Annotated in this window: 21 protein-coding genes; 13 read left to right on the top strand and 8 right to left on the bottom strand. The window is 69.7% G+C overall.

Annotated elements, in window-relative coordinates; all coding sequences use genetic code 11:
• Positions 1–49: 49 nt before the first annotated feature.
• From dapE to EII35_RS00585, 4 genes are read left to right on the top strand one after another with little or no spacing between them, the layout of a single operon-like run.
• The gene (gene dapE, locus EII35_RS00600) at positions 50–1,117 is read left to right on the top strand and encodes a succinyl-diaminopimelate desuccinylase (RefSeq protein ID WP_125226518.1); all 1,068 of its coding nucleotides are present in this window, start codon (positions 50–52) and stop codon (positions 1,115–1,117) included.
• A gap of 26 nt (positions 1,118–1,143) precedes the next feature.
• Positions 1,144–1,857 carry an LOG family protein gene (locus tag EII35_RS00595; protein WP_125226517.1) on the top strand — a complete coding sequence of 238 codons (714 nt, stop codon included), beginning with the start codon at positions 1,144–1,146 and terminating at the stop codon, positions 1,855–1,857.
• Positions 1,858–1,893: 36 nt separating this feature from the next.
• Positions 1,894–2,331 carry a hypothetical protein gene (locus EII35_RS00590; RefSeq protein ID WP_125226516.1) on the top strand — a complete coding sequence of 146 codons (438 nt, stop codon included), beginning with the start codon at positions 1,894–1,896 and terminating at the stop codon, positions 2,329–2,331.
• Between the two features lie 42 nt (positions 2,332–2,373).
• A complete protein-coding gene (locus EII35_RS00585; protein WP_077342854.1) occupies positions 2,374–2,541 on the top strand; it encodes a DUF3117 domain-containing protein in 168 nt (55 codons plus the stop codon).
• Positions 2,542–2,603: 62 nt separating this feature from the next.
• On the opposite strand, the gene glgA is transcribed toward EII35_RS00585, so the two are convergent.
• Positions 2,604–3,794 (bottom strand): glycogen synthase, encoded by a 1,191-nt coding sequence (glgA, locus tag EII35_RS00580; protein WP_125226515.1) that lies wholly within the window; start codon positions 3,792–3,794, stop codon positions 2,604–2,606.
• A gap of 133 nt (positions 3,795–3,927) precedes the next feature.
• Here glgA and glgC point away from each other — a divergent pair, with 133 nt between their 5' ends.
• The gene (gene glgC, locus EII35_RS00575) at positions 3,928–5,154 is read left to right on the top strand and encodes a glucose-1-phosphate adenylyltransferase (protein ID WP_125226514.1); all 1,227 of its coding nucleotides are present in this window, start codon (positions 3,928–3,930) and stop codon (positions 5,152–5,154) included.
• Positions 5,155–5,188: 34 nt separating this feature from the next.
• Here the strand turns inward: glgC and EII35_RS00570 are convergent, their stop codons facing one another.
• Together EII35_RS00570 and EII35_RS00565 are read right to left on the bottom strand one after the other, a co-directional pair.
• Positions 5,189–6,682 carry a WD40 repeat domain-containing protein gene (locus tag EII35_RS00570; RefSeq protein WP_125226513.1) on the bottom strand — a complete coding sequence of 498 codons (1,494 nt, stop codon included), beginning with the start codon at positions 6,680–6,682 and terminating at the stop codon, positions 5,189–5,191.
• A 38-nt stretch (positions 6,683–6,720) separates the two neighbouring features.
• Positions 6,721–7,377, bottom strand: a complete 657-nt coding sequence (locus EII35_RS00565) for an O-methyltransferase (protein WP_125226512.1) — start codon at positions 7,375–7,377, stop codon at positions 6,721–6,723.
• Positions 7,378–7,542: 165 nt separating this feature from the next.
• Here EII35_RS00565 and dapA point away from each other — a divergent pair, with 165 nt between their 5' ends.
• The 4 genes from dapA (at position 7,543) to EII35_RS00545 (ending at position 11,005) form a co-directional block, all read left to right on the top strand.
• Positions 7,543–8,421 (top strand): 4-hydroxy-tetrahydrodipicolinate synthase, encoded by an 879-nt coding sequence (gene dapA / locus EII35_RS00560; RefSeq protein WP_185744095.1) that lies wholly within the window; start codon positions 7,543–7,545, stop codon positions 8,419–8,421.
• Positions 8,422–8,516: 95 nt separating this feature from the next.
• Positions 8,517–9,104 carry an RNA polymerase sigma factor SigE gene (gene sigE, locus EII35_RS00555; RefSeq protein ID WP_125226510.1) on the top strand — a complete coding sequence of 196 codons (588 nt, stop codon included), beginning with the start codon at positions 8,517–8,519 and terminating at the stop codon, positions 9,102–9,104.
• The gene (locus tag EII35_RS00550) at positions 9,101–10,531 is read left to right on the top strand and encodes an anti-sigma factor family protein (RefSeq protein WP_125226509.1); all 1,431 of its coding nucleotides are present in this window, start codon (positions 9,101–9,103) and stop codon (positions 10,529–10,531) included. The genes sigE and EII35_RS00550 overlap by 4 nt, the downstream gene beginning before the upstream one ends.
• Before the next feature lie 30 nt (positions 10,532–10,561).
• A complete protein-coding gene (locus EII35_RS00545) occupies positions 10,562–11,005 on the top strand; it encodes a sec-independent translocase (protein WP_125226508.1) in 444 nt (147 codons plus the stop codon).
• Between the two features lie 5 nt (positions 11,006–11,010).
• Here the strand turns inward: EII35_RS00545 and EII35_RS00540 are convergent, their stop codons facing one another.
• The 4 genes from EII35_RS00540 to EII35_RS00525 are packed head-to-tail and all read right to left on the bottom strand — an operon-like array spanning position 11,011 to position 14,319.
• The gene (locus EII35_RS00540) at positions 11,011–12,168 is read right to left on the bottom strand and encodes an Mrp/NBP35 family ATP-binding protein (RefSeq protein WP_125226507.1); all 1,158 of its coding nucleotides are present in this window, start codon (positions 12,166–12,168) and stop codon (positions 11,011–11,013) included.
• Positions 12,169–12,189: 21 nt separating this feature from the next.
• A complete protein-coding gene (locus tag EII35_RS00535; RefSeq protein ID WP_125226506.1) occupies positions 12,190–12,549 on the bottom strand; it encodes a hypothetical protein in 360 nt (119 codons plus the stop codon).
• Positions 12,546–13,052 carry a DUF1003 domain-containing protein gene (locus tag EII35_RS00530; protein WP_125226505.1) on the bottom strand — a complete coding sequence of 169 codons (507 nt, stop codon included), beginning with the start codon at positions 13,050–13,052 and terminating at the stop codon, positions 12,546–12,548. The genes EII35_RS00535 and EII35_RS00530 overlap by 4 nt, the downstream gene beginning before the upstream one ends.
• Positions 13,045–14,319, bottom strand: a complete 1,275-nt coding sequence (locus tag EII35_RS00525) for a magnesium transporter MgtE N-terminal domain-containing protein (protein ID WP_125226504.1) — start codon at positions 14,317–14,319, stop codon at positions 13,045–13,047. Before EII35_RS00525 ends, EII35_RS00530 begins: the two co-directional genes overlap by 8 nt.
• 56 nt (positions 14,320–14,375) lie before the next feature.
• On the opposite strand from EII35_RS00525, the gene EII35_RS00520 reads away from it, so the two are divergent.
• Both EII35_RS00520 and EII35_RS00515 read left to right on the top strand, forming a co-directional pair.
• Entirely contained in the window at positions 14,376–14,879 is a 504-nt protein-coding gene (locus EII35_RS00520) for a YflT domain-containing protein (protein ID WP_125226503.1), read from the top strand.
• A gap of 23 nt (positions 14,880–14,902) precedes the next feature.
• Positions 14,903–15,721 (top strand): alpha/beta fold hydrolase, encoded by an 819-nt coding sequence (locus EII35_RS00515; RefSeq protein WP_125226502.1) that lies wholly within the window; start codon positions 14,903–14,905, stop codon positions 15,719–15,721.
• A gap of 27 nt (positions 15,722–15,748) precedes the next feature.
• Here the strand turns inward: EII35_RS00515 and EII35_RS00510 are convergent, their stop codons facing one another.
• Positions 15,749–17,203: an aminopeptidase P family protein gene (locus EII35_RS00510; protein ID WP_125226501.1), complete on the bottom strand. Its 1,455-nt coding sequence runs from the start codon at positions 17,201–17,203 to the stop codon at positions 15,749–15,751.
• A gap of 57 nt (positions 17,204–17,260) precedes the next feature.
• Between EII35_RS00510 and EII35_RS00505 the strand changes: the two genes are divergently transcribed.
• Together EII35_RS00505 and EII35_RS00500 are read left to right on the top strand one after the other, a co-directional pair.
• On the top strand, positions 17,261–18,001 hold the full coding sequence (locus EII35_RS00505; protein ID WP_125226500.1) for a zinc ribbon domain-containing protein: 741 nt from the start codon (positions 17,261–17,263) through the stop codon (positions 17,999–18,001).
• Positions 18,001–19,440 carry an RNB domain-containing ribonuclease gene (locus EII35_RS00500; protein ID WP_125226499.1) on the top strand — a complete coding sequence of 480 codons (1,440 nt, stop codon included), beginning with the start codon at positions 18,001–18,003 and terminating at the stop codon, positions 19,438–19,440. The genes EII35_RS00505 and EII35_RS00500 overlap by 1 nt, the downstream gene beginning before the upstream one ends.
• The last annotated feature ends 22 nt before the right edge of the window (positions 19,441–19,462 follow it).

The following is a 19,462-nucleotide window of genomic DNA, read 5'->3' as shown; positions in this document are numbered from 1 at the left end:
ACAACGTGTCGGGTCCGCCCGAATCATCCAGGACGACTAGGCTTCCCCCATGGCCATCGATCCCACGGTTGATCTCGTCACCCTGCTCCGCGCCGTGGTGGATGTCGAGAGTGTCTCGGGCAATGAGACGGAGCTGGCGGATCTCGTGGCGGCGGTGCTCCGTGATCAACCCCACCTCACGGTGGAACGGGACGGCGACTGCGTGGTCGCCCGGACCGATCTGGGACGGGGCCAGCGGGTCGTCATCGCGGGGCATCTCGACACGGTCCCGGTCGTGGCCAACCTGCCCTCGTTCGTGGTCGGGACCCCGGAGGGGCCGGTGATCCACGGCCGGGGAACCTGCGACATGAAGGGCGGGATCGCCGTCGCCCTCAAACTCGCCTGTGAACTCGCCACGCCGAGAGTCGACGTGACGTGGATCTTCTACGACCACGAGGAGGTCGACTCCGACCTCAATGGTCTGGGACGGCTGTCTCGGAACCGGCCGGACCTGCTGAACGCGGACTTCGCGGTTCTCATGGAGCCGACCTCCGCCGAGGTCGAGGGCGGGTGCCAGGGGACCATCCGTGTCAGGGTGCACACGACGGGACGGGCCGCCCACAGCGCCCGCGCCTGGATGGGGCACAACGCCATCCATGACCTGGCCGACGTCCTCGCCCGGCTGGCCGATCACGAGCCCCAACAGATCGAGGTGGAGGGGCTGGTGTACCGGGAAGGGCTCAACGCCGTCCGTATCGGCGGCGGCCTCGCGGGCAACGTCATCCCTCCCGAGGCGTGGGTGGAGATCAACTACCGCTACGCCCCCGACAAGTCACCGGAGGAGGCGTTGGCCCGGCTGTCGGAATTCTTGGGTGGGGTCGCCCACGAGGTCCTGGACGTCTCCCCGGCGGCGGGGCCGGGGCTGGACCGGCCGTTGGCGAAGGAGTTCGTCGCGGCGGTGGGAGGCCGGGCGAGGCCCAAGTACGGGTGGACCGATGTCGCGCGCTTCGCGGCGCTGGGGATCCCCGCCGTCAACTACGGACCGGGGGACCCCTCATTGGCGCACCGCGATGACGAACGGTGCCCGGCAACTGATCTCGACCGGTGCGCCGAGGGGCTGCGCCGCTGGCTCGCGTGAGCCCGAGAAAACGGGAAGGAGAACGGATGAATCATCGTCGACAGGGGGCCGTGGTGCGCCGCGCCGATGCCCAGATGCCCACGGCCGACGAGGCCCTCCTCGCGTCGGACGGCTCCGAGTGGTCGACCAAGGACCCGTGGCGTGTGCTGCGGATCCAGTCGGAGTTCGTCGAGGGTTTCGACACTCTCCAGGGGCTGCCGCCGGCCGTGAGCATCTTCGGTTCCGCACGCACCCCTGCGGGGCATCCCATGTACGAGGCCGCGGAGCGGATCGCCGGGGAACTCACGGCCCGCGGCTGGGCGGTCATCACGGGAGGCGGCCCCGGCATCATGGAGGCGGGCAACAAGGGTGCCCACGACGCGGGGGGAACCTCGGTGGGGTTGGGCATCGAGCTGCCCCACGAACAGGGGCTCAACCCCTATGTCGGGCTCGGTATCAACTTCCGGTACTTCTTCGCCCGCAAGACGATGTTCCTGAAGTACTCGCGGGGCTTCATCGCGATGCCCGGTGGCTTCGGCACCCTCGACGAGCTGTTCGAGTCCCTCACGCTCATCCAGACCGGCAAGGTGCGGCACTTCCCCGTGGTGCTGGTCGGCACGGAGTTCTGGGGGCCGCTGGTCGACTGGATCCGCTCCACCATGGAGGCGGGTGGGTTCATCAGCCCCGGTGACCTCGACCTGCTCACCCTCACCGACGACATCCACGAGGCCGTGGCGGCGATGGGGGACCCGCGGAGCTGATGGCTGTGTGGTTCGCCGGGCGCTAGGCTCGAGTCCATGGTGTGGTTGATCGTCGTTTCGGCGATGGTGGTGATGGGCCTTGCCGTGGCGGCGGGGACCGGCAGGTTCGGGGAGATGCCGGAGCCCGTCCATGATCGCCCCAAGCCGTTGATCCCGTCCGGGCCCTTCGGGATGGAGTACCTGGTGAAGTTGCGGTTGCCCCACGCCGCCACGGGCTATGACCCGGGGCAGGTCCACGAGTTCCTGTCCTCCTCGCTCGCGCAGGTCCCGGCCGAGGAGCCCGTCTTCGACGTCGTCCCCGGCGGGTTCGACATGCAGGCCGTGGACCGGGTCGTCGACGACGTGATGGGTGCCGAACGTGCACCGGCGCCGTCGGAGCTGATCGCTCCCACCCATGCCGACGAGGCGCCCGGGGCGGTTGCGGAGCCGGCAACTCCCCGGCGAGGGGCGAGCGACACCGGGGATGCGGAATAATGGTGGTATTCGCTCGACTTTGAGAAGGAATGAGGTTGGCTCATGGCAGCAATGAAACCCCGCACCGGTGACGGGCCGATGGAGGTCACCAAGGAAGGGCGCGGCATCGTCATGCGTGTCCCGGTCGACGGTGGTGGCCGCCTCGTGGTCGAGATGAACGCCACCGAGGCAACCGATCTGCTCAACGCCCTCAAGGGTGTCGTCGGCTGAGACCGATCCAGGCGTTGGGGGCCGCTCGGGGGAATCCTCGAGCGGCCCTTTCCGTTCCCGCCTCAGCGGGAGCCGTGGTGGGCGATCGCCCGCTCGTAGACGGCGACCGTCTCCCGGGCGATCCGGCTCCATGAGAACTCGTCGATGCAGCGTTGGCGTCCCGCCCTGCCGTAGCGCGCCGCGAGGGCGGGGTCCCCGGTCAGGGTGTTGACCTTGGCGGCGAAGTCCGCCTCGAAGGCGGCGACGAAGGCCGGGTCCTCGGCCTGCGCGGGGTCGTAGGGGACGAGCAGGCCCGTCGCCTCGTCGACGACGACCTCGGGGATGCCGCCGACTGCGGAGGCGACCACCGCGGTCTCGCACGCCATGGCCTCGAGGTTCACGATCCCGAGAGGTTCGTAGATGCTGGGGCAGGCGAAGACGGTGGCGTGGGTGAGGACCTGCCGCACCGAGGCCCGGGGGAGCATCTCCTGCACCCAGATGACGGGGGCATCGCGACGGGCCTGGAGGGCTCCGAAGGCCTCCTCGAACTCCGCGGCGATCTCCGGGGTGTCCGGGGCGCCGGCGAGGAGCACGACCTGGGTCTCCGGATCGAACTGCTGTGCGGCGCGGACGAGGTGGACCAGTCCCTTCTGCCGGGTGATCCGGCCGACGAAGACCACGGAGGGGCGGTCGGGGTCCATCCCGAGGCCCGTGACGACGTCGGTGCCGGGATCGGGGCGGAACTCGTCGGTGTCGATGCCGTTGCGCACGACGAGGACCCGGTCGGGATCCAGATCGGGGTAGGAGTCGAGGACGTCCTTCCTCATCCCCGCCGAGACGGAGATCACGGCATCCGCGGCGAGGAATGCGGTCCGCTCGGCCCAGGAGCTCACGCGGTAGCCGCCGCCCAGCTGTTCGGCCTTCCAGGGACGGTGTGGTTCGAGCGAGTGGGAGGTCACGACGTGGGGACGGTCGAGCATGAGCCCGGCGAGGTGGCCCCCCATGTTGGCGTACCAGGTGTGGGAGTGGATGACGTCGGTGTCCGGTTGGACGGCCGCGGCCATGGACAGGTCGGCGCCGAGCACACGCAGGGCCGCATTGGCCCCCTCGGGCCACGTCTCGGGGTGGGCGACGGCGCCGTCGCGGGGCTCGCCCATGCAGTGGACGTCCACATCGATGAGGGCGCGCAACTGCGGGACGAGCTGGGCCACGTGCACTCCGGCCCCCCCGTAGATCGAGGGTGGGTACTCACGGGTCAACAGCGATGTCTTCATGACCGCATCCTACGGTGGTGGGTCAGGGCTCCGGCAGCCTCCCCGTGCAAGGCGAACACTCTGTTCGCCCGGCCTTGAGGTCCTCTTTTCGGAATCTGTTGTGAGGCGCCCCCGGACACGCTAGGTTTCAGGCATGGTGGCACGCCCGAAGATCCTGTCCATTGTCCTCGCCGGAGGGGAGGGGAAGCGGCTGATGCCGCTCACGGCCGATCGTGCCAAACCCGCCGTCCCGTTCGGTGGTAGTTACCGACTCATCGACTTCGTGCTGTCGAACCTCGCCAACTCGGGTCTGACCCGGGTGGCGGTGCTCACCCAGTACAAGTCCCACTCCCTCGACCGGCACATCTCCATGACGTGGCGCTTCTCCACGCTCATGGGCGCCTACGTCACCCCGGTCCCGGCCCAGCAGCGGCTCGGGCCGCGGTGGTACCAGGGCTCGGCCGATGCGATCTACCAGTCGCTCAACCTCATCCGCGACGCGAACCCCGACTACGTGGTCGTGTTCGGCGCGGACAACATCTACCGGATGGACATCGAGGCGATGGTGGACGCGCACATCGACTCCGGCCTGGGATGCACCGTCGCGGGGATCCGGGTGCCGCGCCACGAGGCCTCCGCCTTCGGCATCATCGATGCGGCCGAGGACAAGCGGATCAAGAACTTCCTGGAGAAGCCCGCTGATCCGCCCGGCCTGCCCGACTCCCCGAACGAGTCGTTCGCCTCCATGGGCAACTACGTGTTCAACCGACACGCCCTCGTCGAGGCGCTGCGGGCGGATGCGGAGAACCCCACTGCCAAGCACGACATGGGCGGCGACATCGTGCCGTGGTTCACAGCCCAGGGGCAGGCGCAGGTCTACGACTTCTGCGACAACCTGGTCCCGGGGGCCACCGACAAGGACCGCAACTACTGGCGCGACGTGGGAACCATCGACGCCTACCACGAGGCCCACATGGATCTCGTGAGCATCGACCCCGAGTTCAACCTCTACAACTCCGACTGGCCGATCCTCACGCACCACATTCAGGCGCCGGGGGCGAAGTTCGTCATCCGGGGGAAGGCCGAGGACTCGATCGTCAACCCGGGCTGCATCATCTCCGGTGGCGAGGTCGATCGCACCGTGCTCGGCCCCAACGTGCGGGTCGACAAGTGGTCTCAGGTCTCCGACTCGGTCCTCATGGACGGGGTCCAGGTCGGCCGTGACGCCGTCGTCCGCCGGGCGATCCTCGACAAACACGTCGTGGTGCCCGACGGCGTGCAGATCGGTGTCGACCACGAACACGACCGCGCACGGGGCTTCCACGTCTCGAGCGGTGGCGTGGTGGTCATCGGCAAGGACACGGTGGTCTCCCGCGACTGATCGCCCGCCGTCCGGAGCGGCGCGATGCGAGGGATCAGCGAACCCTGATCCCCGTGGGACGGCACACGGTGCCGGAGGGGTCCCACCCGAGGGGGCCGTCCTCGGTCATTCCGATCAGGTGGCTGCCGTCGGGGTGCCAGGCGAGGGAGATGACCTCGGTGGGCGGTGCGATCCTCGTGCGGATGCGGCCGGTCGCGGGGTCCCAGATGAGGAGTTCGTTGTTGAGGTCACGGCTGGCGATGAGGTCACCCTGAGGCCTCCAGACGACCTCGTCGACGCATTGCTCGTGTTCGTGGAGGAGCAGGAGGCATCGGCCCGTGGCGGCGTCCCAGATGCGCACCCGGTTGTCGACGGAGGCGGTCGCCAGCCGCCGTGAATCGGGCGACCAGGCGAGATCGGTGACCTCGTCCATGTGTCCCGCCAGCGTCGTCGTGGTGCCGGTCGCCGGGTGCAGGATCTGCACCTCGGGGCTGTGGACGTTGTGCGCGAGCCGTCCGTCGGGACTCCAGCGGGCAACCGGTTCGTACCCGGGGCGGTGGGACGTGGTGGCCAGCAGGTCGCCGGTGGCGGCGTCGCGGATCAGCAGCTGGTCGTCGTGACGGGTGGCGGTACAGGTGCCGTCAGGGGAGGGGACGGGGGCATCGCGATCCCGGGGCGCCGGGCGCACGGTGGCGTCGTCCTGCCAGGTGAGTGTCACCCCGGGCCACCGCAGGAGGTCGAGATCCTCGCGGAGAAACGACGGCATCTCGCCGGGGCGCCACGTCGCCAGTGACGAGGGGGTGGCGATGGCCAGGCATTCCTGGTCGGGGGACCAGGCGAGACCGAGGACCTCGCTGGGAACCTCGGTGCTGTGCAGGGGAGTGGCCGTGGCGACGTCCCAGACGACGAGCTGACCCGAGTCGCTGCCCTCCGCCAGCGCGCCGTCGCCCCGCCAGGCGAGCGCTTGCCGGGAGCTGGGGCTGGGCGGGAGCTGGTGCAGCAGTGCGCCGTCGCGGCTCCAGATGAGGATCGGGTCGAAGGGGCCCGTGGTCGCGATCCGTTCCCCGTCGGGATGCCACGCGAAGGCCTCGATCCAGCCGTGGTGGCCAGTCGGCGGGGGCTGCAGCTCGATTTCCGGTGTCCCGTCCAGGCCCCAGACCGTGACGGGGCCGTAGGAGGCGGTTCCGAGGAAACGGGTGCCGTCGGGGTGCCAGGCGAAGGTCCCGAAGCACGGCGCCGGGAGGGTGAGGTGAAGCGCCCCCGTGTCGGTTCCCCACAGGCGCACGATGTCGTCGTGGTCGCGGGTGAGCAGGAGGTCGCCGCGGGGACTCCACGCCACCTCGAGGACCCCGTGTCGGTGCCGGTCGAGGCTGAGGACGATCCGGCCGGTGTCGGCCTCCCGGACGTGGGCGACGCTGCCGTCGCCACCGGTGGCCAGGAGGCCTGAATCGGGCGACCAGTCGAGGACCTCGACGCCGTCCAGATCGCTGCTGAGGGCGAGCCGACTACCGTCAGGGCTCCAGCGGGCCACGGGGTCGACGAGGTTCATGACGGGGTGGGACTCGTGGCCCGGTGCGGGATGGGGTCTCAGTCCTTGACGGCCATGAGGAGCCCGTTGCCGACGGGGAGGAGGGTGCTGGTGTAGCACTCCGCCGCCCGCACCGCGTCGAGGGCCTCGCGGATGATGATGGTCTCGTCGTCCTCACGTGCCGGGTCCGCCACGGAGTTGTGCCACAGCACGTCGTGGATGAGCAGCGTGCCCCCCGAGCGGAGCAACCGGGCCGCCGAGGCCACGTACTCGACGTACTCGAGCTTGTCGCCGTTGATGAAGACGATGTCGTAGGCCCCGTCACGCAGCTTCGGGAGCACGTCCAGGGGACGGCCCGCGATGAGGCGGCACCGGGAGGTGGGGTAGCCGGCCCTGGTGAGGAAGTCCCGGGCGGGGATCTGGTTCTCCGCGTCGAAGTCGATGCTCGTCAGCACCCCGTCGGGCGCCATGCCGCCGAGGAGCGCCAACGCCGAGGTGCCGTAGTGGGTGCCCACCTCGACGACGGTGCGGGCACCGATCGCCTTCGCCAGTGCGGTGAGGGTGGCCGACACGCCCTGACTGATGGGTTGGAGCCCGGCGAGCACCGCCTCGTCGCGGGCTGCACGCACCCCCTCGGTGAGCGGGGACAGGTCCTCGGCGAACGCCCAGGACTGCTCGTTCGGGGCCTGGGGAGTGGAATCTGTGCGGTCGTTCACGGTCCAACTCTAGCGAGTTGGACCGGTGTGGCCGGGAAGGCCCTATCCTGACACCCAAGGGTCGCGGGTCGAGTGCCCGGATCCCCACCGTCTGCCGGGAGGGGGTCGTGACCCGTGACTGGATCCGCAACGTGTCATCCAGGAGGGCTGACTATGGGCAACAACGTGGAGGAGCCGATCTTCGGGAGGCTGCTGACGGCGATGGTGACACCGTTCGGTGCGGATGGTGGGATCGACCACGGCGCCGCCGCCCGGCTTGCCAGCCATCTGGTGGACGAGCTCGGGCACGACGGTCTGGTCATCAACGGCACGACCGGGGAGTCCCCCACGACGAGCGATGCCGAGAAGGCGGCGCTGCTGCGCACGGTCGTCGACGCGGTCGGGGATCGTGCCTCGATCGTCGCCGGGGTCGGCACCTTTGACACCCGGCACTCGGTGCAGCTGGCCGGCGAGGCCGCGGAGGCCGGGGCCGATGGGTTGCTCGTGGTCACCCCGTACTACTCCCGGCCGCCCGTGGACGCCCTCGAAGCCCACTTCGCGACGGTCGCGGATGCCACCGACCTCCCGGTGATGCTCTACGACATCCCCCACCGCAGCGGCATCCCGATCCCCGAGGACTCCCTCATCCGGCTCGCGGATCACCCACGCATCGCGGCCGTCAAGGACGCCAAGGGAGACATCTCCTCCTCCTCCGTGGTGCTGTCGCGCACGACGCTCGCCTACTACGCCGGGGACGACGCCTACCTGCTCCCGCTGCTGGCGGTGGGAGGCGTCGGCGTCGTCGGTACGTCCACCCATTTCACGGGACTCCAGGCCCGCGAGATCATCGACGCCTTCGTCGGCGGGGACCCCGAGCGGGCCCGCCGGGTCAACGACCAGGCACTCGCCGCCTTCCGGGGAGTCTTCGCCGCGCAGGGCACGATGATGGTCAAGGCCGCCCTCAACCGTCGTGGCTTCGCCGTCGGGCAGTGCCGGCCCCCGATGGGAACGGTGCCCCCGGAGGTCGTCGAGACCTTCCTGAGGATCCTCGAGCAGACCCTCTGACGTCGGGGAACCCCGAGGGTCCTTCGTTCGTTCGACATCATGTGGACACAGGTGATCCACAGGTTGGTCACAGGTTCACCTGTCAGCATCGATCCATGGAGGTTTCAGGAGTGTTCCAGGCCAAGGGCAGGACAGCCCCCACCACGTGGGAGGCGCCGACCTGGGCTGAACTCGTCGCCGAACACTCCGACCGGGTCTACCGGTTGGCCCACCGCCTGACCGGCAACCGGCAGGATGCCGAGGACCTCACCCAGGACGTGTTCGTGCGGGTCTTCCGCTCCATCCACACCTTCCAGCCGGGAACCCTCGAGGGCTGGCTCCACCGGATCACGACGAACCTGTTCCTCGACTCCGCCCGGCGCAGGCAACGGATCCGCATGGACTCCCTGTCCTCGGCCCCCGACCACGTGTGGGGCCAGGCCTCGAGCCCCGAACAGCTGCACGCCGACGGCGCCCTCGACGCCGACGTCGCCGAGGCACTCGCGGAACTCAACCCGGAGCAGCGCGTCGCCGTCGTCCTGTGCGACATCGAGGGGCTGTCCTACGAGGAGATCGCGCGGGTCCTCGGCGTCAAGCTCGGGACGGTCCGCAGCCGGATCGCCCGTGGTCGGGCACAACTCCGTTCCGCGCTCGCCCATCGCGCCCCGGCGGGGGACCACTCCCGGTACCTGGGGGTCGGGTGACGGAACCACACCACTGTCAGCGCTTCACCGACGACCTCTCGGGGCTCGTGGACCACACCCTGTCCCCGCGTCGGCTGGCCAGGGTGCGTGAACATCTCGAGAGCTGCGCCGACTGCCGGGAGAACCTGGCCGCGATCCGGGCCCTGCGGGATCGACTCTCCGCCGGGCGTGTCGTCGCCCCAGCCGCCCCGTCCTCCCTCACCCAACGGCTCGAGGGGATCGCGGGAGGGGAGTCCGATCAGCCGCTGTACCTGACGACGGGGAGCTCGAAGGACCTGTTGACCCGCAGCCAGCGGCTGGGACGGACGCTGACGAGGTCGGGCGTCGCGACGGTCGTCGTGCTGGTCACCCTCCTCGGGCTCGGCCTCGCCCTGGGGCAGGAGCCGACGACGCTCGAGGACCCGGTCGGCTCGGCGCGGGAGCAGTACTCCCAGTCCATCGCGGCGATCAGCGTCAACGAGGCGGTGGGGGCCGCGATGTCGGCCAGGCAGCGGGGCATGCGCTCCGCCCCCGTTCGGGTGGAACCCAGGGCGGTGGTGGCCGGGCGTCCGCAGCCGTTGAGCGAGGAGAAGGCACTGGCCCTGCTGACCGGGGACCGTCACCGCGTGTCCTACTCCGGGACGCAGCGGGTGTGGTTGGGGGAGGTGGGGGACAGCTACCAGGTCCACGACGTGGGCATCGACGTGGTGGCGGGGCAGGGGGCTGGCGTCACCGTCCGCGATGACCGGGGGCGGGTCTTCCTGTCATGGTTCGTCCCGGCACTCGGGTGCTGCGACGCCGCGGCAGAGCCGGGGCGACGGTTCCACACCTACCGGGAGCAGACCGTCGTCGCGGGGCGTGCCGCGCGTCTGGTCGAGGCCCACCGTGGCGACCAGGTGGTGGCGAGATGGTGGGTGGACGCGGAACACGACGTCGTGCTCTGGTTCGAACGGTACGACTCGAGGGGCGTCCCCGTCGTCGTGGCGGGTTACGTCTCCATCCGGTTCGGGGAGACGGAGATCCACCACGACGAGGCCGCACCCCAGCCGATGCTGCAGGCTGCGACCTCAGCCGACCGCGACGGTTGGTGCCGCGGCCTGCCGTCCTGCCCGACCCACCTCGCGGGGTTGCCGCTGGTGGCCTTCGCCACGAGTGACGACACCGAGGCGCCCTGGCAGCGGCTGGTCTATTCCGACGGCATGCGCACCGTCAGCGTCTCGTGGACGTCCGGGGTGCTGCCGGAGGGCACCCGGGTGGATGACGACTCGCGAGGGCAACCGCACGTGAGCGCGTGGCAGGCGGGGGACGGGGTGATCTCGGTCGCGACCACCGACTCCCGGGCCCTGCTCGTTCGGGCCTGCGGCGAACTGCCGACGGAGCAGGAGCACCGGTTCAGTCTCGCGGATCGGATCGGCAGCGGGTGGCGTCGGCTGCTGGGAATTGGATGATCCTCCGGAGAGCACGGTAGCCTGAGGATCATGTTTGGCATCGACGCTGCCGAACTCGTCCTCATCCTGGTTCTCGGAGTGGTCCTGTTCGGTCCCGAGAAACTACCCGAGTTCTCACGCAAGGCTGCCCGCGTGTTCGTGGCGGTGCGTGACATCGCCAACAACGCCCAGAACCAGCTCCGGACCGAGCTCGGCCCGGAGTACGCGGACCTGAAGCTGCAGGATCTCAACCCCAAGACCTTCGTCGCGAAGCAGTTCAAGGACGAGATCGCGGCGATCGACGAGGCGCGCCGGGACCTCATGGCCGCCGGACAGTCGATCAAGGATGAGGCGACGGCCGCCACCGCCGCCGTCAAGGGGGCCACGGCCCCCGATGACGAAGCGGAGGAACCGGCGATCGAGGGGGACGAGGACCAAGCCAAGCTGTTTTTCGCCCCGCCGCCGAGTGCCCCCTTCGACCCCGAGGCGACCTGATCCGATCAGGCGGGGCTGACCGGGAGGCGACGACCGACGAGGCCGCGGCTCCGGTTCGCCAGTTCCGAACCCAGCTGCAGCAGGGCCCGGGCAGCCGGGTGATCGGGGGCACCGAGGACGATGGGTTCGCCCCGGTCCCCACCCGCGAGGAGGGCCTCGTCGAAGGGGATCTGCGCCAGCAGGGGCACCTCGTAGCCGACCCGCTCGGTGAGCGCCTCCGCCACGAGCGTCCCGCCCCCTGAACCGAACAGCTCGATGCGGTAGTCCTTGCCGGTGTCAGGGGCGGTGAACTCGAGCCAGCTCATGTTCTCCACCACACCGATCACCCGCTGGGACATGATGTGGGCCATGGTCCCGGCCCGCTCCGACACCTCGGAGGCCGCGAGCTGGGGGGTGGTGACCACGAGAACCTCGGAGTTGGGGATCTTCTGCCCCAGGCTCATCGCGACGTCGCCGGTGCCGGGTGGCAGGTCGAGCAGCAGGAAGTCGACATCCCCCCAGTAGACATCCGCGAGCAGCTGGGTGAGGGCCCGATCGAGGATGGGGCCCCGCCACGCCACGACCTGGTCCCGGGAGGGCTTCAGCATCCCGACGGAGATGACCTTCAGCCCCTCGGCGGCGGGGACGGGAAGGATCATGTCGTCGACGACGGTGGGGCGGGCATCGCCCAGACCCAGCAGGTCCGGCACGGAGTGGCCGTAGATGTCGGCGTCGAGGATGGCGACGCTGCGGCCGGCCTTCGCCAAGGCGATGGCCAGGTTCACGGTGACCGACGACTTGCCGACCCCGCCCTTGCCGGAGGCGACGGCGATGACCTGGGTGAGATTCCCGGGCTGGGCGAAGGGGATCTCCCGCTGCGGCTGGTTGCCGCGAAGGACCTGCCGCATCGCCTCCCGCTGCTCGTCGTTCATGACCCCGAGCTCCACGCGGCAGGCGGTGACGCCGTCGATGGGCTCGACCGCGGCCGTGACCCGGTTCGTGATCTCGGAGCGCATCGGGCAGCCGGACACGGTGAGCAGCACCCGCACGAACACCTCACCGTCGTCGGTCGCGGACACCTCGTCCACCATGCCGAGTTCGGTGATGGGGCGCCGGATCTCGGGATCCTCCACGGTGTGGAGAGCGGCTCGGACGTGGGGGAGGAGTGGGTTCTCGTCAGTCACCCGTCGATTCTCCCCAACTTCTCACCGAGAATCCACCTCGCGGGGACGGCTGCCTCGGGCGAGCGCGTCACCCAACAGGACGAGGCTGACACCCACCAGGGCGATGAGCCAGGCGTTGGCGAGGACGGCCAGCACGACGACGGCCGGGCCGAGGGTGAGGTGCACGACGAGGCGTTCCTTGTAGCCCAGCCGCAGCCGTCCGGCGGGAGCCAGCCACAGCCGCCACACGACGGCGTAGGCGAGGACGAACAGGATGGCTGCCACCAGACCGAGCCACCAGCCCCCGCCGATCACCCACAAGGACCAGGCCCCGACCCCGGCGAGCAACCCGTGCCCGGCCAGCAGGACGATGGAGAACCAACTGATCTGCCCCTCGGTCATGACTGCTCCTTCCGTTCCTGGGTCTGTTCGAGACGTTCCACGAGATCGCGGAGTTCGTTGCGCAGCTCGGAACGCACGAAGTCGCGGGTGGCCAGCTCCCCGAGATGCATCCGGATGGAGGCGATCTCCCGGGCGAGGAAGTCCATGTCGGCGCGGGACTGGGCCGCGATCCTGCGGTCCTCGTCAAGGCTCAGCTTGTCGCGGGTCTCCTGACGGTTCTGGGCCAGGAGGATCAGCGGGGCCGCGTAGGAGGCCTGGGTGGAGAAGAACAGGTTGAGCAGGATGAACGGGTACTCGTCCCATCGGAAACCGAAGATGCCGACCACGTTGAGGGTGACCCAGGCGACGACGAACACGGTCATGTAGGCGATGAACCGCCCGGTGCCCATGAAGCGGGCCGCGGCCTCGGCGAACTCGCCGAAACGTTCCGAGTCGAGGGCGACCTTCGGCAGGAGGCTCCGCTGCCGCTGGCGCGGCTCCGACAGGGGAGTGCGTTCAGTCATGGATCACCTCCGGGGCATCGACGGGTTCGTCCATCTGCGTGCCGCGCCAGTCGTCGGGCAGCATGTGGTCCAGCACGTCGTCGACCGTGACCGCGCCGACCAGGGCGCCGTCCTCGTCCACGACGGGGGCCACCACGAGGTTGTACGTCGCGAAGAACCGGCTGACCAGGGCGAGGGGGGAGTCGGGGGCCAGCGGCTCCAGGTTGAGGTCCATCATGGTCGCCACGAGCAGGGTCGGGGCGGAACGCAGGAGCTGCTGGAAGTGCACCGCCCCGACGTAACGACCCGACGGGGTCTCCAACGGCGGACGGGTCACGAAGACCATCGATGCGAGCGCGGGTGTCAGCTCCTCGGCGCGGATCCGGGCCAGCGCCTCCGCGACGGTGGCGTCGGTCCCGACGATCACCGGCTCCGGGGTCATCATGCCGCCCGCCGTGAACTCCTCGTAGACGAGGAGCCGTCTCACGTCGGAGGCCTCCTCCGGTTCCATGCGGTCCAGCAGGTCCTCGGCGACGGCCTGCGGCAGGTCCTTGATGAGGTCGGCGGCGTCGTCGGGGTCCATCTCGCCCAGCACGTCGGCGGCCCGTTCGGTGTCCATGCTGGAGATGAGCTGGATCTGCTCGGTCTCGGGCAACTCCTCGATCGCCTCGGCGAGGGTCTCGTCGTCGAGGGCCTCGACGACCGCGGCCAGGCGTTCCGGGTCGAGGTCGTGGAGCTCCTGCGCGATGTCGGCTGGTTTCATGTCGCTGAACTTGGCGACCAGGTGGGCGGGGGTGCGTCCCGTCGACAGGACGAGGTCGGGGACCTGGTTCCAGTGGATGATCTCGGTGACCCGTTTGCCGCCGAAACCGAATCGGCTCACCTTCGCGCGATGCGTCACGGCGACCTGGTGGAGCTCCCACTCCCGGTTGCGCACCTGCACCATGGAGACGTCCATGATGCGCGCGGTGACGTCCCGCGGGACCGGGCGGTCGAACAGGTCCGCGTCGACGAGCCATTCGGTGTCCCGTTTGGTGAAGCGACGGGTGTCGACCTGGCCGAGGATCGCCACCTGGTTGACGGTGATGTTGTGGACCCGGATCATCGGGACGAAGATCCGTTGCCGGGCGAACAGCTCGACCACGAGTCCCCGCACCCGCGGCGGCCGGTTGTTGGTCCGCAGGTGGAACACGGCGTCCTTGACCCGCCCCACCTGGTCACCGGCGGCGTCCACCACGGGAAGGCCAATGACCCGGGAGATGAAAACCGCATGATCCTTGGCACTCATGGGAGTGAATCTACACTTGTGGCGGCCGCCGAAGGCAGCCACGAACAGGAGTCAGCATGAATCCCACTGCGAAACACGGTCGTCTTTTTGAGCTGGACTACCCTCGGAAGGTCGCCGAGTACGAGACCTACGACGAGGCCCAGGCCGCCGTCGACTTCCTCGCGGACTCCCATTTCGAGGTGGAGAACCTCATGATCGTCGGCACCAACCTCCGCTCCGTCGAACGCGTCGTCGGGCGCCGCACCTGGAGTCGGGTCCTCACTCAGGGAGTGTTCTCCGGGATCGGCACCGGGCTGCTCGTCGCCGTGATGTTCCACCTGTTCCTCGACAGCCAGACGCATTTCCTCGGGATCCTGGCGGCGGGACTGGCGCTCGGCATCACCTTCGGGGTGTTGTCGAGCGGGCTGAGTTACGGCTTGAGCGGCGGCAGACGTGACTTCGAGTCGATGCGGCAGGTCGTCGCCACGGGATACGAGGTGCTGTGCGAGCACAAGGTGGCCGCCCGCGCCAGGGAGCTGCTCGACTCCCGCCCCGAGGAGAGGGCTGCCGGGCTGCGTTGACGGGGGTTCGGTATGGTTCAGGCATGGAGCTGACCTGGGACCTGTACAACCCCGCATCCGACGCCGACCGCATCCTCGTGGTGGCCCCCAGCCTGGGCGGGAACTGCGCCCATCAATGGGCGAAGGTGGCTGATCTCATGGTGGATCGCGCTCGGATCGTCTTCGTCGACTACCCGGGGCACGGGCTCAGCCCCGTCTGGGACGACGCCGATGAGCCGACGCTCGACGTGATCGCCTCCGCCATCGTCGACGTGATCGGCAAGGTCCGCGCGCAGGTCGGCGACCTCCCGGCGGTCTTCGCCGGTCTCTCCGTGGGCGGCGCAACGGCCCTGCACTTGGCCCGGGACCATGCCGACGCCGTCTCCGGCGTGGCCGTGGTGGCCTCCGCCGCGACCGTCGGGGAGGCCTCTCGCTGGGTGGAGCGGGCCGACCGGGTCGAGGCGGAGGGAACCCAGCACCTCATCGACGAGACGACGCAGCGGTGGTTCACCCCCTCCTACCGAGCCACCCACCCGTCGGTGGTGGCGACGATCATGGAGGGGCTCGCGGAGGCGGACGACCACTCCTACGCGCAGCTGTGCCGCTGCCTCGCGGTGCACGACGTGCGCGCCGATCTCGCCGACATCATGTGCCCGCTGCTCATCATCGCCGGTGAGCGTGACTCCTCGACCCCGATGGCCAACCAGGTGCTCGTCGCCGAGACCGTGCCGGGAGCCAGCCTCGTCGTGGTGCCGGAGGCCTCCCACCAGGTCCCCGTGGCGGCCCCGCAGCAGGTCGCCGACGCGTTGACGACGTTCATGGATCGGGTGCTGCGTCCCAGGCGGGGCCAGGCCGACGACTGACGGCCCGGCCGTGGCCGCCCGGACTGGTCAGGACTGGAGCCGGGCGAGCCAGGCCTCCACGTCGTCGGGGTGACGGGGCAGACCCGCGGACAGGTTCACGGGATCCCCGTCGGTGATGAGGATGTCGTCCTCGATGCGGACCCCGATACCGCGGTACTCCTCGGGGACCAGCAGGTCCGTCGACTTGAAGTACAGCCCCGGCTCCACCGTGATGACCATGCCGGCCTGCAGCGTCGAGTCCCGGTACAGCTCACGCCTGGCGTGGGCGCAGTCGTGGACGTCGAGGCCCAGGTGGTGCGACGTGCCGTGGACCATCCAGCGGCGGTGCTGGCCGCCGTCCTCGGACAGGGACTCCTCGACGCTGCACGGCAGCACACCGAGTTCGGCGAGGAACTCCGCGATGACGCGGATGGCGGCCCGGTGGGTCGCGGTGAAGTCGTTCCCGGCGCGGCAGGCCTCGATCCCCGCGGTCTGGGCCGCCAGCACGGCCTCGTAGACGCGCCGCTGGGCCGGGGAGAACCGGCCGCTGAGCGGCATGGTGCGGGTGACGTCGGCGGTGTAGAGGGAGTTCACCTCCACCCCGGCGTCCATGAGGAGCAGGGCACCCGAGTCGAGGTCGCCGTCGTTGCGGATCCAGTGGAGGGTGTTGGCATTGTCCCCTCCCGCGACGATGGAGTCGTAGCCGACGGCGTTGCCCAGATGACGCGCGTGGAGCCCGAAGATGCCCTCGACCCACCGTTCACCGCGGGGCTTCGAAGCGGCGTTGGGAAGCTCCCGCGCCACGGCCTCGAAGCCGATGCGGGTGGCCTCGCAGGCCCGGCGCAGCTCGTCGATCTCGAACTGATCCTTGATGAGACGCAGTTCCGAGAGGGTCTGCAGCAGCTCGTCGTCGCGTTCCGCGACAGAGCCGCGCAGCCGGTCGACGACCCCGGTCACGCCCGGGTCGGACTCCCGCACCACCAGGAGATCGGCCGCCCCCTGCAGGTCGGTCTCCAGATCACGGATGTCCCGGCACTCCAGGCCGGTGCGGGCCGACATCTCCTCGAGGGAGTCGCGCTGGCCGACCCACATCTCGCCGTAGCGGCTGGAGGCGTAGAACTCCTCGTCGGTGCGGGGGCAGCGGGGCCGGAAGTACAGCACCGTCGCCTCCGGGGACACCACGACGACCGCGTCGGGCTCCCGGTCCTCTCCGAGGCCGGTCACCCACGCGAAGGTGGAGTGGGGGCGGAAGCGGTAGTCGCAGTCGTTGGAACGCACCTTGTAGGGGCCGGCCGGGATGACGAGGGTCGCACCGGGGAACGCCTCCCGCAGCCTGTCCTGGCGGGCGGCGGTCCAGTCGGCCGCGGGGAGCCGCTCAGGCGGGGTGTCGCTGTAGGGGGCCCAGTCGGCGACGATGAACTTCTTGAATGCCTCCGAGAAGGGGGATTTCCGGTTGTCGGTGCGGTCCTTGGCTTCGTCCGCGGTCAGCTCCTGCTCGTTCATGGCTGCCGAGTGTAATGACCCGGTAGATTGGCGCTGAAATCCGTTGGAAGGACCAGCATGCTCGCCGACCCCGCTGATCAGCAGCGCCTCCTCATTCTCGCCGATCTGGATGCCGAGTACGGCAGGCTCCAGCACGCGGCGCGGTCCCTGCCGCAGCACGCACGGATCGCGGAGCAGATGAAGCAACGCCAGGTCATCGTCGAGGACCTGACCCGCGCGACCACGAGGGTCGACGACCACGCCGTCGCCCTGAAACGCGCCGAGTCGGACCTGGTGCCGGTCAGGGCCCGGCTCGAGCGCGAGGAGAAGCGGGTTGCGGATGGTTCCGTCACCGATCCGAAGGTGCTGCGTGGGCTGACCCAGGAGGTGGAGCGCATCCGCAAGCGCATCGAGGAGCTGGAGGACGCCCAGCTCGAGGTGATGGATCTGCTGGATGCGGCGACGGCCGAGCGCGACGACCTGGCGCAGCGGAAGGCCGCCCTCGAGGAGCGGATCCGCGGGGACGTGGCGACGCGCGATGCCGAGGTCGGCAGGTTGAGCGCCCAGGCGAAGGGGGTGGCCGAGGAGCGCGGGGCGGAGGCGAAGCGGGTCCCGGCGGCGCTGCTCTCCCTCTACGAGAGGCTGCGGGAGCACAGCGGACTCGGGGCGGCGAAGCTGCACCGGGGGCGCTGTGGCGGCTGCCAGCTGCAGGTCAACGTCGCCGATCTCGACACCTACCGCAAGGCGCCGGCGAACGAGGTGCTGCGTTGCGTGGAATGTGACCGGATCCTGGTCCGGACCGCGGATTCGGGGCTCTGATGCCCAGCCGTCGACTGCGGTTGACCGAGGTCCCGGACGAACTCGTCGAGGGGATCCATCGGCTGCAGCGTTCCCTGGAGGTGCGGGCCGAGTTCCCCGCCGAGGCGTTGGAGCAGGCGGCGGGACTGAGGCGCGACCAGCCCGGATTCCCCGGCCACGAGGACCGCACCGACATCGAGTTCGTCACGATCGACCCCGCCTCGTCGAAGGACCTCGACCAGGCGGTGTGCATCGAACGGCGCGGGGACGGGTACCGGGTCCACTACGCCATCGCGGATGTCGGCGCCTGGGTGGAGCCGGGCTCCCCGTTGGACGTCGAGGCGCGGCTCCGCGGTGAGACCCTCTACGCGCCGGGGGCGCGGGTGCCCCTCCACCCGGCGGACCTGGCGGAGAACGCCGGCTCCCTCCTTGCCGACGACCGGCCGCGGCCCGCGATCCTGTGGACCCACCACCTGGCCGCCGACGGCACCGCGACGGCCGTCGAGGTGTCGAGGGCGATGGTGCGGTCCCGCGCGAAGCTGTCCTACGAGTCGGTGGCGCAGGACCTCGCGGCGGGGCGGACCCATCCCAGCGTCGCGCTGCTGCCGGAGGTGGGGAGGCTCAGGCTGCGGCTCGAGGCCGAACGCGGCGGGATCTCCCTCAACCTCCCGGAGCAGGAGATCGTGGCCGAGGGAAACACCTGGAGCACCCGCTTCCGGACCCTCTCCCCGGTGGAGGATTTCAACGCCCAGATCTCCCTGATGACGGGCATGGCCGCCGCCGACCTCATGCTCGGGGCCCGGGTCGGGATCCTGCGCACCCTCCCGACGGCGGGGGAGCGTGAGATCGACCGGTTGCGCATCACCGCGCGGACCCTCGGCGTGCCGTGGCCCGAGGAGATGGACTACCCGCAGTTCGTGCGCGGTCTCGATCCCGCCGATCCGCGGCAACTGGCCGTGATGGTGCGCTGCACCTCGCTGTTCCGGGGAGCCGGCTACCAGGCCTTCGACGGTGAGCTGCCCGACGGGTATCTCGGTCACGCCGCCCTGGCCACGGAGTACACCCACGTCACGGCCCCGCTGCGCCGTCTCGTGGATCGGTTCAGCTCCGAGATCTGTGTCTGTCTCTCCCAGGGTGAGCCGATCCCCGACTGGGTGAAGGAGGCGCTCCCGGAGGTTCCGGAACTGATGGCAGTCAGTGGTCGCCGCGCCAAGGCGTGGGAACGTGGGGTCGTCGACCTGGCCGAGGCCCTGGTGCTGCAACCCCTCGTGGGTCGGGTCTTCAATGCGGTGCTGACCGATGTCAGCCCGAGAACCGGACTCGGCACCTTCCAGATCGCGGACCCCGCCGTCGAGGCCCGATTGCCCGCCAAGGGGCGCAAGCCGGGGACCGAGCTGCGGGTGCGGCTCGACAAGGTTGACCTGCGCGACGGCGAGATCCAGTTCTCCCACCCGAACTGACCCTGCGGACACGCGATAGACT

The organism is Arachnia propionica, from assembly GCF_003932785.1.
Taxonomy (GTDB): Bacteria; Actinomycetota; Actinomycetes; order Propionibacteriales; family Propionibacteriaceae; genus Arachnia; species Arachnia propionica_B.
This window is presented reverse-complemented; position numbering and strand designations above follow the sequence as displayed.